Annotated in this window: 13 protein-coding genes and 1 tRNA gene; 9 read left to right on the plus strand and 5 right to left on the minus strand. The window is 62.8% G+C overall.

The annotated features are described in order from the left end of the window. Positions 1-91: 91 nt before the first annotated feature. Both trkA and P0648_RS13780 read left to right on the plus strand, forming a co-directional pair. Positions 92-1,426, plus strand: a complete 1,335-nt coding sequence (gene trkA, locus P0648_RS13775) for a Trk system potassium transporter TrkA (RefSeq protein ID WP_276246693.1) — start codon at positions 92-94, stop codon at positions 1,424-1,426. Beyond that, a complete protein-coding gene (locus P0648_RS13780; protein WP_276246692.1) occupies positions 1,423-2,958 on the plus strand; it encodes a TrkH family potassium uptake protein in 1,536 nt (511 codons plus the stop codon). Before trkA ends, P0648_RS13780 begins: the two co-directional genes overlap by 4 nt. A gap of 117 nt (positions 2,959-3,075) precedes the next feature. Here P0648_RS13780 and P0648_RS13785 read toward each other — a convergent pair whose 3' ends face one another. Genes P0648_RS13785 through P0648_RS13795 form a run of 3 tightly spaced genes read right to left on the minus strand, consistent with a single transcriptional unit; the run spans position 3,076 to position 5,772 of the window. Then, positions 3,076-4,662 carry a TrkH family potassium uptake protein gene (locus P0648_RS13785; RefSeq protein ID WP_276246691.1) on the minus strand — a complete coding sequence of 529 codons (1,587 nt, stop codon included), beginning with the start codon at positions 4,660-4,662 and terminating at the stop codon, positions 3,076-3,078. 3 nt (positions 4,663-4,665) lie between these two features. Further along, on the minus strand, positions 4,666-5,346 hold the full coding sequence (locus tag P0648_RS13790) for a TrkA family potassium uptake protein (RefSeq protein ID WP_276246690.1): 681 nt from the start codon (positions 5,344-5,346) through the stop codon (positions 4,666-4,668). 42 nt (positions 5,347-5,388) lie between these two features. Next, a complete protein-coding gene (locus P0648_RS13795; RefSeq protein ID WP_277504353.1) occupies positions 5,389-5,772 on the minus strand; it encodes a hypothetical protein in 384 nt (127 codons plus the stop codon). A 99-nt stretch (positions 5,773-5,871) separates the two neighbouring features. Between P0648_RS13795 and P0648_RS13800 the strand changes: the two genes are divergently transcribed. From P0648_RS13800 to P0648_RS13830, 7 genes are all read left to right on the plus strand, one after another. Continuing rightward, on the plus strand, positions 5,872-6,504 hold the full coding sequence (locus P0648_RS13800) for an adenylate kinase (RefSeq protein ID WP_276246688.1): 633 nt from the start codon (positions 5,872-5,874) through the stop codon (positions 6,502-6,504). Between the two features lie 83 nt (positions 6,505-6,587). Continuing rightward, positions 6,588-7,502, plus strand: a complete 915-nt coding sequence (locus tag P0648_RS13805; RefSeq protein ID WP_276246687.1) for a DUF106 domain-containing protein — start codon at positions 6,588-6,590, stop codon at positions 7,500-7,502. A gap of 36 nt (positions 7,503-7,538) precedes the next feature. Beyond that, positions 7,539-8,114: a (d)CMP kinase gene (gene cmk / locus P0648_RS13810; RefSeq protein ID WP_276246686.1), complete on the plus strand. Its 576-nt coding sequence runs from the start codon at positions 7,539-7,541 to the stop codon at positions 8,112-8,114. Further along, entirely contained in the window at positions 8,114-8,998 is an 885-nt protein-coding gene (locus tag P0648_RS13815) for an RNA-guided pseudouridylation complex pseudouridine synthase subunit Cbf5 (protein ID WP_276246685.1), read from the plus strand. The genes cmk and P0648_RS13815 overlap by 1 nt, the downstream gene beginning before the upstream one ends. Before the next feature lie 55 nt (positions 8,999-9,053). Further along, positions 9,054-9,126: transfer RNA gene (locus tag P0648_RS13820), tRNA-Pro, on the plus strand. A 616-nt stretch (positions 9,127-9,742) separates the two neighbouring features. After that, positions 9,743-9,946 (plus strand): hypothetical protein, encoded by a 204-nt coding sequence (locus P0648_RS13825; protein WP_277504368.1) that lies wholly within the window; start codon positions 9,743-9,745, stop codon positions 9,944-9,946. 12 nt (positions 9,947-9,958) lie between these two features. Then, complete coding sequence (locus tag P0648_RS13830) at positions 9,959-10,141, plus strand: hypothetical protein (protein WP_276246683.1); 183 nt, start codon at positions 9,959-9,961, stop codon at positions 10,139-10,141. A gap of 50 nt (positions 10,142-10,191) precedes the next feature. Here P0648_RS13830 and P0648_RS13835 read toward each other — a convergent pair whose 3' ends face one another. Both P0648_RS13835 and P0648_RS13840 read right to left on the minus strand, forming a co-directional pair. Continuing rightward, positions 10,192-10,632, minus strand: a complete 441-nt coding sequence (locus P0648_RS13835; RefSeq protein WP_276246682.1) for a hypothetical protein — start codon at positions 10,630-10,632, stop codon at positions 10,192-10,194. A gap of 51 nt (positions 10,633-10,683) precedes the next feature. Further along, entirely contained in the window at positions 10,684-11,655 is a 972-nt protein-coding gene (locus tag P0648_RS13840; RefSeq protein WP_277504371.1) for an NAD(P)-dependent oxidoreductase, read from the minus strand. Positions 11,656-11,687 lie beyond the last annotated feature (32 nt).

The following is an 11,687-nucleotide window of genomic DNA, read 5'->3' on the forward strand; positions in this document are numbered from 1 at the left end:
GCACGGTGAGCGACCCTGAGGAATAGAAATGAACTTACCTGCGCCAACGAAATACGACAAGCATGAAGAGTCTCGCTCGTGAGGGGTGTCGATGCGAGTAATCGTCGTCGGGGCCGGAGAGGTCGGTTCGAGCATCGCTGCGAGCCTCGCAGACAGCCACGAAGTCGTCGTCATCGATATCGACCGCGACCGCGTGGAGGCGCTCACGTACTCACTCGACGTGCTCGCCATCGAGGGTGACGGAGCCGACCTCTCGACCCTGCGAGAGGCGAATATCGAACAGACCGACATGGTCATCGCCAGCACGGACGACGACGAAACGAACATCGTGACGTGTGGGACGGTAAAGACGATCAGCGACGCGTTCACCATCGCCCGGGTCAAGAACACGAAGTATCTCACGACCTGGCAGAACAAGCAGGGCGCGTTCGGCGTCGATTTCCTCGTCTGTACAGACCTCCTGACCGCGGAGAGCATCGTCCGCGTCGTGGGCCTTCCCGCGACCCAGGACGTAGACGCCTTCGCCGGCGGGAACGTCCTCATGGCGCAGTTCGGGGTGAACGAACAGAGTCCCGTCGCGGGACAGACGATTCGGGACGCGGACCGCTTCGATTCGCTCACCTTCGCCGCAATCCTCCGCGGTGACGACGTGGTCATCCCCCGCGGGGAAACGGTCATCGAAAACGGTGACCAGGTTATCGTCATCGGCAGCCCCGATAGCGTCCGCGGGTTCGCGATGGAACTCGCCCCCGGACAGGGGGGCAACGGACAGGACGTGGTCATCATCGGCGGCAGTGAAATCGCCTTCCAGACCGCCCGCCTGCTCGAAGCCCGCGGATTCCACCCACGGCTCATCGAGGACCGAGAAGCACGCGCTCGTGACCTCGCAGAGAAACTCCCGAACACCACCGTGATGGAGTCTGACCCGACAGATATCGAATTCCTCACGCGTGAGATGGTGGGGCAGGCAGACATCGTCATCGCCGGACTCGACTCAGACGAGCGGAATTTGCTCGCCTCGTTGCTCGCAAAGCGCCTCGGGGCGAAGCGCACCGTCGCCATCGTCGATGCGGGCGAGTACGTAGACCTGTTCGAGGCCGTCGGCGTGGACGTGGCCGTGAACCCCCGGGAGGCGACCGCAGAGGAGATTACGCGCTTTACTCGCGACGAGCAGGCAGAGAACGTCGCACTCATCGAATCCGACCGTGCGGAGGTTCTCGAATTCGAAATCAACGCAGACAGCATCCTCGCGAACCGGCCGATTCAGGAGTCAGTCAAGGAACTTCCAGAGGGTGTCGTTATTGGCGCGGTCACCCGGGGCAACCAGATGATCACTCCACGCGGTGACACCGTCATCGAAGTGAACGACCACGTCGTGATGTTCGTCGACCACGACGCAATCGATGCCGTGACCGCCAACGTATGAACGTGCGAGTGCACTGGCGGACGAGCGTCAGTCTCACCGGGACGGTCATCAAGTACCTCTCGGTTGCGCTGCTGTTGCCGCTGTTCGTCGCACTCGTAGATGGCGTAGACATCGAGACGTTCGTCATCACCATCGCCATCACCCTCGTCGTCGGAACCGCACTGGAACGGGTCGAACGCGACGACGAACTCGGCTTCCGCGAGGGATTCCTGATGGTCGCGCTGACGTGGTTCGGCGTGGCCGTCATTGGGACGATTCCGTACATCATTTCGGGGTACGGCACGGCGTCCATGCTCGCGAACCCGGTCAACGCGCTGTTCGAGTCGATGAGCGGCTTCACGACGACGGGCGCGACGGTGATGGGTGATTTCACCATCCACTCGCGAGCCGTGCTCATCTGGCGACAGCTCACCCAGTGGCTCGGTGGGATGGGTATCGTCGTCCTCGCCGTGGCGATTCTCCCCGAACTCTCGGTCGGTGGCGCACAGCTCATGGATGCGGAGGCCCCCGGACCGGGACTCGAAAAGCTGACGCCGCGCATTGCGGAGACGGCGCGGGCACTCTGGGGGGCCTATCTCGGCTTCACCATCCTCGAAATACTGTTGCTCTACGGCCTCCACCTGGGCGGGTTAGCGCCGAATATGCACATCTACAACGCCGTCGCCCACGCGCTCACCACGTTGCCAACGGGTGGGTTCTCACCTGAGGCGCGCAGCATCGAGGCCTTCTCTGCGGCCGTCCAGTGGGTCATCATCCCGTTCATGGTCGTCGCGGGGACCAACTTCGCGCTGTTCTGGCACGTCCTTACAGGGCAACCAAAGCGTCTCGTCACCGACAGCGAGTTTCGCGCCTACCTCGGCGTCATGGGCGTCCTCTCGGCGATGGTTGCGGGGCTGCTGTTCACGGGTGCTGGCATCGAAACCATCACCGGACAGGTGCCGCCAATCATCACTGAGGCCGAAGACTCGCTGCGACACGCGACGTTTCAGGTCGTGTCTATTGTGACCACCACCGGGTATGCCTCCATGGACTTCAACTCGTGGAGCGCCCCGGCACAGTACCTCCTGCTGTTCGCCATGTTCATCGGCGGCAGTGCAGGGTCCACCGGTGGGGCCGTGAAAATCGTCCGCTGGCTCGTCATCCTCAAATCGCTGCGCCGCGAGCTGTTCACGACCGTTCACCCGGAGGCAATCTCGCCGGTCAGACTCGGCGGTCTGGCGGTGGACGAACGGGCCATCCGCGGCATCTACGCCTTCACGCTGCTCTACGTGCTCATCTTCTTCCTGGGTGTGTTGTTCGTCCTCGTGGACATGACGCGCGTCCAGTCCTCGCTCTCCGTGCTCGAAGTGATGAGCGCCGTCGCCGCGACGCTCGGGAACGTCGGGCCGGGATTCGGTGCAGTCGGGCCGATGAACAATTACCTCGTGTTCACCCAGGAGAGCAAACTGCTAATGGTGTTCCTGATGTGGGTGGGCAGACTGGAAATCTTCCCCGTGCTGGTGTTGCTCACGTCGGCGTACTGGCGGCGGTGAAAACGAAAAAGTGGGGACCAACCCAGTCCAACCCCCCAGTTGGACTCCATGAGGCGCCTCGCGGTGAGGCGCGGTGGGCGCTATGAAGGTCGTGGCAAAAACCTCTTTGGCCACACGTCAGGGATTGAGACCATAGATGGCCGCCCGTGCGAACACGAGAATCGGGATGATTTCGAGGCGACCCACCCACATGTTGAGGATGAGCATTCCCTCTGCCAGCGAAGGCATCGAAGGCGTCGTGATGCCCGTCGAAAGCCCGACGTTACCCTGTGCGCTCGCCACCTCGAACAGCGCGTCGGCGTAGCTGAAGTCGGGGCCGGCGAGGTTAGCGAGCAGGACGCTCCCGACGATGAGGAGGATGAGCCACAGGATGGTGACGATGGCGGCCTCCGCGAACTCGCGTTCCATCTCGGTTCGATTGAGCGTGCGACCGTCCATCTTGAGCGTGATGACGGCGTTTTCCGGCAGGAACACGCGCTTGAACTGCCAGCGGATGCCCCGGCCGATGGTGTATCCACGGATGATTTTGATGCCGCCGACGGTGCTGCCCGCCGCGCCGCCCATCGTCATCGCCCCCGAGAGAATGACCTTCCCGCCAGCGGTCCACGTCCCGATGGGGGCAGACTGGAACCCAGTACAGGTGAGGGCGCTGATGAACTGGAACGTCGAATCGCGAAACGAGAGCGCAGGCGCGAGCGTCGCCAGATTCTGGAGCGTGAGCGCGACGACGCCGAGACCAAAGAGGATGAACAACCAGCGAGTCTGGAGGTCGTCGAAGAAATGGCGTGGGTCGCGGTCTCGAAGTACGATGTAGTGGATAGGAAATGCGATGGCTCCAATCGTCATCACCGGGAGGAGGACGACTTCGATGAGCGGCGAGTTGTAGGTGGCAATCGAGTTGTCCGTGACGGAGAACCCGCCCGTCGAGAGTGCCGTCATGGCGTGGTTGATTGCCTGCCAGAGTACTTCGCTCGTCGGAAGTGTCGCGCCGTAGGCAGACGCGCGGATGGCCGCGAAAAGCGCCGCAATCGAGAGTAGCGTGTAGCCGAGGAACATTTTCCAGACGGTGCGCACCGTGGAGACGACGCTCGGGTGAATCTTCTCCTCGCGTGTCTCGCTCTGGTAAAGCGCATAACTGCCGCTGCCGGGCCGGGCGAGGATGGAGACGGTGAGGACGATGACGCCTACGCCACCGACCCACTGCATGAGCGAGCGCCACCAGAGCAACGCCCGCGGCATGGTCGGTTCGTGAACCGCCATCGTGAGACCGCTGCCCGTCCACCCGCTCATCGATTCGAAGAAGGCGTGCAGCGGCGACCGGAAGTAGAACAGACTGGACCCGTAGTCGACCCCCGCCGGGACGTACGCCGCGGCGACGGCCGGCGGAACCAGATAGGCGGCAAACAGGAACGGCAGCGCCCCAAAGAGTGCCGTCGAGAACCAGCCAGCGGCGGCGATGACCATGCCGTGTTTCATGCGCGGGGCTGGCGCATCGTCGAACGATTTGCGGGCGAGGCCGCCGACGCCCGCCGTGAGCCCGGCAGCGAGAACGAACGCGCCGGCGACGTAGAACTCGGTGAACGCGAGGGCGACGCCCGCAGAGAGGGCGAGTAGCGCGGCTTCCATCAACAGGAGCGCGCCGACGTCGCGGAAGATGATGGCGAGGTCGGTCGGGAAAACTCCCTCGCGCGTCCGTGTCGCCATCGCTTAGTGGTCCTCAAAGTGGCCGAAGATGTCCGTCACGTCGGGCGTCGCGCCAGCGCCGGAGTAGACGATGAGCAGGTCGCCCGCTTCGATTCGCGTCTTGCCGCGAGGTGTAATCGGTTCCCCGTCGCCGTTTCGCTCTACTGCAACGATGAGGATATCGTCGGAGATGAGCCCCTCGCCGGCCGCTTCTTGAAGGGTTTTTCCGGCGATTCGAGCGTCTTCGGTCACAGAGATTTCGAACACCTCCGCCTGCTCGCCGACGTGCATGTAATCCACGATAGCCGGGCGTTTGACCGCCCGATAGAGGTACTCGGCGATGAGTCGCTGTGGATTCTCCATCGTGTTCACGCCGATCTGCTTGAAGATGTTCATGTGCTCTGGGTTGTGGACGACAGAGACGATTGCAGGAACCTCGAGTTCCTTCGCGAGAAGGCTCACCATGATGTTGACTGCGTCCTGGTCGGTCGTGCAGATGAAGGCGTCTGCGCGAGCCGCGCCCGCATCTTCGAGCGTGTCCTTGACCGTGGCGTCGTCGTGGATGACGAGACAGTCGTACTCCGCGGCCACGAGTTCCGCCTTCGCCTCGTCGCGTTCGACGACGACCACCTCGTTTCCGCCAGCCGTCGCAATCTCGATGAGTGGAAGGCCGATAGAACCGGCACCGACGATGACGATGTACATGTGAACTGGGGTTCTCCGTTGGCTATTGAAAGTGTGACGTTCCTAGATTTGCGTGACCCAGGCCGTGTAGTCGTCCGGCTGTTCGTAGACGGTACAGAAGGCGTCGTCTACGAACTCCGCAACGCGCTCGGGGTCGATACGAGCCGCGATACGGACGTTTGCCCCTTCTGCGTCCTCCGGGCGGGTGAGGTCGTCGATAGTAAACGCGTCGTACGATTCGAGGAGGGATTTCAGTCGGTCGAGTTCGTCCTCGGTACAGTCGAGGTTGAGCGTGCCGTCTGCGTACTGCAACCAAGGCGTGAGTTCGTCGCCCGTTATCGCGGCTTCGATGGTCAAAAAGGCGCTGTCGCGTGTCTGGTGGGCAGCGATTGCATCGACGAAGAGGTCCCGTCGCCCGCTAGCCGTGTCGGCGGCGAATCGCGTCATGCGGACGAATTCGTCTCGGAGTGGTAAAAACGGGACGGCCACGGGCGAACCTTCGCCCGTTTCCATACGCCTTTTAGGGCTGGCCCCAAATCGTCGGCTATGAGTCAGCCGCACATCCTGCTGCTCGGCGCACCCGGCGCTGGTAAAGGCACACAGAGCAGTCGCATCGTCGAGGCGTACGACGTCGAGCACGTCACGACTGGTGACGCCCTGCGCGCCAACAAGGACATGGAGACTGAGTACGGGACGCCCCGCTCGTTCATGGAAGCCGGCGAACTCGTCCCCGACCCCGTTGTCAACGCCATCGTCGAAGAGGCGCTCACGAGCGCAGACGGCTACGTCCTCGACGGCTACCCACGCAACGTAGACCAGGCCGAAGAACTCGACGACATGACCGACTTGGACCTCGTCGCCTACCTCAAGGTAGACGAAGAGGAACTCGTCGAACGCCTCACCGGCCGCCGCGTCTGCAGCGAGTGTGGGACGAACTTCCACGTGAAGTTCAACCAGCCAGAAGTCGAGGGGGTCTGTGACGAGTGCGGTGGAGACCTCATCCAGCGCGACGACGACACCGAAGAGACCGTCCGCGAGCGGCTCCGCGTCTTCCGTGAGAACACGGAACCGGTCATCGAATTCTACCGCAAGCGCGGACAGCTCGTCGAAATCGACGGCGAAGGGACGCCCGACGAGGTCTGGGCGGACCTGAACGCGGCCATCGAGAACGCTCAGTAAGCGACTTTTCTGCTGGTTTTCGGTCCCTACGCCCTCGCACGGAGAGTAAAAGGTTGATTAACGGCTAGTGCCAAGAGAGGTCAATGGCACGGACAGCGGAAAAAGTCACCACACTCGTCAAACAAGACGGGTCGATGGCCGACGCACTCGAAGTCGTCCTCGAAACCGCCGAGAACGGCGATGGCTCCGTCACCTGGGGCGACGTCAAAGGCGAGATTACGAGCGGCGAGTGGGGTCGGCTCATCGAGAAGGGCATCCTCGTGGAGGGTGACGGCGAAGGCTTCGTCGTCAACAACCCTGACGAGGTTCGGAAGGCGCTCGACGATTCGACCGGCGGGACGCGAAGTCGGTCGAAGAAGTCGTCGAAGACGGACAGCGACACCGATTCGAGCTGGTCGCAGTACGACAAGGCGGCGGCACTGCTCACCGTGGGCCTGTTCGCGGGCTACTCCTACGGCCCGGTCCGGGACATCATCGGCGAGACGATGAACGCCCTGCTCGGCCCACTCGAATCGATGCTGCCCTTCTACGTCGTCGTGATGGTGCTCGCCCTGTTTACCGGTCTCTACTCAACGCTCCTGCAAGCGAACCTGATGGACATGGACAAGATGGGCGAATACCAGGCCGCGATGAAGGAGATTCAGGAACGGCGCAAGGCCGCCCAGGAGCGCGGCGACGACGCCGAGCTCGAACGCATCCAGCAAGAGCAGATGGACGCCATGGGCGACAACCTCGGCATGTTTAAAGAGCAGTTCCGCCCGATGGTCTGGATTATGCTCCTGACCATCCCGGTGTTCCTCTGGATGTACTGGAAGCTGCTCACGGCTCCTGGCTCAATTACGCCCGCCGAGATTACGCTCCCGCTCATCGGGACCGTCGGCTGGCAAGAGGGGGTCCTCGGCCCACTGCAGGCGTGGATTCTCTGGTACTTCGTCTGCTCTGTGAGCTTCACCCAGATTATCCGCAAGTCGCTCAACATCCAGACGACGCCGACGTAACGAACTTCTTTTTACGCTCTCGGACGGAGGGTGTATATGCTAATCACCGTCTCCGGACCCGCCGGAAGCGGCAAGAGTACCACCGCGAAGGCGCTCGCCGAGGCCCTCGGCTACGAGCACATCAGCGGTGGCGACCTCTTTCGCTCCCTCGCCGACGAACGCGGCCTGACACCGCTCGAACTGAACAAACTCGCAGAAGAAGACGAGCAAATCGACCGCGACTTAGACCGCAAACTCCGCGACATCGCGCGAGATAGCGACAACGTCGTCCTCGAATCCCGCCTCGCAGGCTGGCTCGCTGGCGAGTACGCGGACCTCAGACTCTGGCTTGACGCACCCCTTCACGTCAGAGCCGCGCGGATCGCAGACCGCGAAGGCAAGACCGTAGAGCAGGCGCGAAAGGAGACGCGTGCCCGGTCGAGCAGCGAGGCCCAGCGCTACCAGGAGTACTACGGCATCGACATCAACAACCTCTCAATCTACGACCTGAACGTCAACACGGCGCGCTGGAGTCCCGAGAGCGCGCTCGCCATCGTCCGAACTGCCGCAGAGGAGTACACGGCAGAGGAGGACGAGGGGACGGTCGAGATAACCATCGACTACACGTTCTAATGGACGAACGCGGCCCACCCGAGGACAGACGCCCGCTCGACCGACTCCAGTTCGGGGTCATCAACCTCGACAAACAGCCCGGCCCCTCCGCCCACCAGGTGACCGGTTGGGTCCGCGACCTGGCCGGAGTCGAACAGGCCGCCCACTCCGGGACGCTCGACCCGAAGGTTACGGGCTGTCTCCCGATTCTGCTCGGCGACGCCACCCGGATGGCGCAGGTGTTTCTGGAGGGCGAAAAGGAGTACGTCGCCGTCCTGGAACTTCACGGCCGCGCTCCCGCGGACCTCGAAACCACCGTTGAAGAGTTCGTCGGCCCGATTTTCCAGAAACCGCCGCGAAAGAGTGCCGTCCGGCGCAAACTCCGCGTCCGGGAAATCTACGACATCGACGTGCTCGAAGTGACCGACCGCCAAGCCCTGCTCCGCATCAGTTGCGAGAGTGGGACGTACATCCGGAAGCTGTGTCACGACATCGGCCTCGCGCTCGGGACGGGCGGGCACATGGGCCACCTCCGACGGACGGCCACGACGCCGTTCGACGATTCGACGATGGTCACCCTCCACGACTTCGCCGACGCCCTCGAATTCGCCAAACAAGGCGACGAAAGTTGGCTCGGTGACATCGTCCTGCCCGCAGAACGCGCCCTCACGCACCTTCCGAAAATCACCATCGCCCCGAGTGCGGCCGAACAGGTCGCAAACGGCGCACAGGTGTACGCCCCCGGCGTCATCTCCGTCGAGGGCGTCGCAGACGGCGACGAGGCGGACCGACCACTCGTGGCCTGCTACACGCCCGATGGTGCGGTGGTCTGCCTCGGCAGACTGGTCGGTGCGCCGTCTCGTGAGCGCGGCTGTGTGGTCTCCTTAGAGCGTGTGCTCGTCTGAGAGAATTCGACCGAAGCGAAGGGCTTAATGCCCACTCTCTCATCTGCCGATATGCGGGACCGTGGGGTAGCCTGGTATCCTCTGCGGATGGGGTCCGTAGGACCTGAGTTCGAATCTCAGCGGTCCCACCTAACTTCTGTCGCGAATAACTCCGACGAGCACCGCGTAGCGTGTGCGAGTCACGGCGTGAGCGACTGATTAGTGGATGAAGCTTGAGATTCATCTCAGCGTTTCACGCGAGCGTCAATGAGCGTGAAGCACGTTGCGACCGGAGGGAGCAACGGCGGTCCCACATTAATTCTGCTGGCGCTCACTTTCGAGCGCCAGCTGATTTGTGGAACGAGCCTTGGCGTCTTGCGCGAGCGGTAGCGAGCGCAAGGCATGTTGCGAACGCAGTGAGCAACAGCGGTCCGCACGAACAGAGTGAGTGCGGATTTCGTCACGACCTTCGGGAGTGACGGTGGTTTGCTGAGCGGAGCGAAGCAAACGAAGGAGCGACTGATTGGTGGATGGAGCTGAGATTCATCTCAGCGTTTCACGCGAGCGTTAGCGAGCGCAGGATAGGGAGCGACTGGATTCCACGCGAGCAAAAATGAAGACGCAGTTTCACCCACCTTGCACCAGCAAGCGAGACTGTCTCGGAACTTGCACTCGCAAGCAAGAACGCTTCTCCGGCCCGGAATTACCACTTTCACGGCCCAAGAGAAAATAAGTGAGACTGACGTAAGCATGGGTATGGGGTTGATGAAATTCCTTAACTCGAACAGCGCCAAGCGACTCAGCACGGTTTCGATGCTGGTCGAGGCGGCCATGGCGTTTAACCGGGGGGAACCGAAAGTCGCCGCTATGCTCATCGGTGCGGCCACGCTCTCCATGCGGTGGAGTGCGGTGGGGCTAGCCGGTGAAGCACTGGTGCGACTGTACCGTCGCAAACGACCTGTGGTCTGATACCAGAAAACTATGTCCGACGACAAATCCGAAACGAAGGCAGAAGCAGAAGAGAAGCAGCGTGAAGCCCGCAAAGAGCACGAAAAAGAGCGAAAGCAGGAGAAGCTCGAACGCGAGGACCAACAGCGCGAGCAGGAAGCCGAGAAAGCGGAGAATCCGGACAACCACCGCGACGGCGAGCCGTTCCAGAGCTAATCTGGGAAGCGGCCACGCGGTTTCGACGACGCGGTTCGTTTTTCAGCAGTTTAGAGTAATCCAGCGACGACGAGCAGTGCGAACGCGACGATACCGGCGGTGAAGAACAGCGGGAGGTTCTGTTCGACGGCCACCTTGGCGGTCACGCTGCCGAGTTCCCGGCGGAGGCGGCGGAGGCCGACCTGGAGGAGGCCGGCGAGAATCAGCCAGAGGACGACCATCGAGACGACGAGGTGGCCCCGTCCTGTCGTGGCAAGACCCTCGAAGGTGTAGAAGGTGCCGGCGAGGTGGCCGCCGGTGATGAGCAAGAGGAGAATCGACGCGGTGGTAATCGTGGTGAAGCGGCCGGCGATCCACTTCAGGCCGTCGGTGCTCATCTGTCCGGCGCGAGCGGCGGGGAGGACGATGCCGACGAAGAAGAGCGTCCCGCCGACCCAGAGGCCGGCGAAGAGCATGTGAAAGACGGCCATTGTCGTATCGATGAGTGACATACTGGAGTCATGGCACCGGGGCGTCCAAATGGTTCCGGTCTGGTCGTCGGGTCAGGCGGCGGCCCAGGCGGTGCCGGTGTCGGTTTCGACCACGACGCCAGCGCCGCGCCACTCCTCGCAGACGGCGGGCAGGCCCTCGGTTATCGTGGGATATCGAGGCGTCCACCCAGTTGCGTCGTGGAATCGGGTCGCGCTGGTTGGCATCGGTTGGGTGAGAAAGCGCACGACGTCGCCGCCGGCGACCAGTCGGCCGAGCAGCGGCGGGATGTGTCGTGGTTCAGGTGCGCCGAGGGCGAGGGCGAACGTCCCGAGGTAGTGGGCCATGCTGACGGGCGCGTCGTCTACGATGTGATAGCGTCCCGCGACGCCGGTTTCCATCGCGGTGACGAACGCGGTACTCGCGTCTGCGACGTGAATGTGGCTCATTCGGGCGTCGCCGCGGCCGATAATCAGCATCCGTCGGGCGAGCAAGCCACGGGCGATGGCCTGTGTCTGGGCACTGTCCGCAGAATAGAACCAGCCACAACGCAACAGCGTGGTGTCGAACCCGTGGGTCGTCCCCGCCGCGGTCACGATGTGTTCTGCGTCGAGGGCGGACGCCGTCGTGCGGTCGGGGTGTGGCGTCGAGTCCTCGTCGAAGTCGCTCCCGTCCGGTTGGCGGGCGACCCAGACGATGCTCTGCTGGATGAACTGGGAAACGCCAGCTTCGACGGCGACCTCAGTGAGATTTCGGGTTCCCTCGCGTCGGACGCGGTCGTTGAGCCGCCACTCGGCGCGTCGTGGTCGCGCAGAGGTTGGAATGGCCGTCGCGGCGTTGATGACGACATCCGCACCCGGCGCGGCGGCGGACAGCGACTCCCGGTCGAGCACGTCGCCGTATCGCGCCGTTCCACCGGCACGTCTGACACTCCACGCCCCGTCCCGGTCGCGGGCGAGGCCTATGACCTCGTGGCCGCGCTCCACGCAGTCTGCGACGAGACGGCGACCGAGAACACCTGTCGCGCCAGCGATGAGCACGCGCATGGGAGACCTACGTCAACCGGGAAGAAAAAGGA

This window comes from Haladaptatus sp. DYSN1, from assembly GCF_029489995.1.
GTDB lineage: Archaea > Halobacteriota > Halobacteria > Halobacteriales > Halococcaceae > QDMS2.

Bases quoted from the DNA above. Each gene is read 5' to 3' on its own strand.
- trkA (WP_276246693.1), top strand. From the start codon at position 92: ATGCGAGTAATCGTCGTCGGGGCCGGAGAGGTCGGTTCGAGCATCGCT.
- P0648_RS13780 (WP_276246692.1), top strand. From the start codon at position 1,423: ATGAACGTGCGAGTGCACTGGCGGACGAGCGTCAGTCTCACCGGGACG.
- cmk (WP_276246686.1), top strand. From the start codon at position 7,539: ATGCTAATCACCGTCTCCGGACCCGCCGGAAGCGGCAAGAGTACCACC.
- P0648_RS13800 (WP_276246688.1), top strand. From the start codon at position 5,872: ATGAGTCAGCCGCACATCCTGCTGCTCGGCGCACCCGGCGCTGGTAAA.
- P0648_RS13835 (WP_276246682.1), bottom strand. From the start codon at position 10,632: ATGTCACTCATCGATACGACAATGGCCGTCTTTCACATGCTCTTCGCC.
- P0648_RS13785 (WP_276246691.1), bottom strand. From the start codon at position 4,662: ATGGCGACACGGACGCGCGAGGGAGTTTTCCCGACCGACCTCGCCATC.
- P0648_RS13825 (WP_277504368.1), top strand. From the start codon at position 9,743: ATGAAATTCCTTAACTCGAACAGCGCCAAGCGACTCAGCACGGTTTCG.
- P0648_RS13840 (WP_277504371.1), bottom strand. From the start codon at position 11,655: ATGCGCGTGCTCATCGCTGGCGCGACAGGTGTTCTCGGTCGCCGTCTC.
- P0648_RS13790 (WP_276246690.1), bottom strand. From the start codon at position 5,346: ATGTACATCGTCATCGTCGGTGCCGGTTCTATCGGCCTTCCACTCATC.
- P0648_RS13815 (WP_276246685.1), top strand. From the start codon at position 8,114: ATGGACGAACGCGGCCCACCCGAGGACAGACGCCCGCTCGACCGACTC.
- P0648_RS13805 (WP_276246687.1), top strand. From the start codon at position 6,588: ATGGCACGGACAGCGGAAAAAGTCACCACACTCGTCAAACAAGACGGG.
- P0648_RS13795 (WP_277504353.1), bottom strand. From the start codon at position 5,772: ATGACGCGATTCGCCGCCGACACGGCTAGCGGGCGACGGGACCTCTTC.
- P0648_RS13830 (WP_276246683.1), top strand. From the start codon at position 9,959: ATGTCCGACGACAAATCCGAAACGAAGGCAGAAGCAGAAGAGAAGCAG.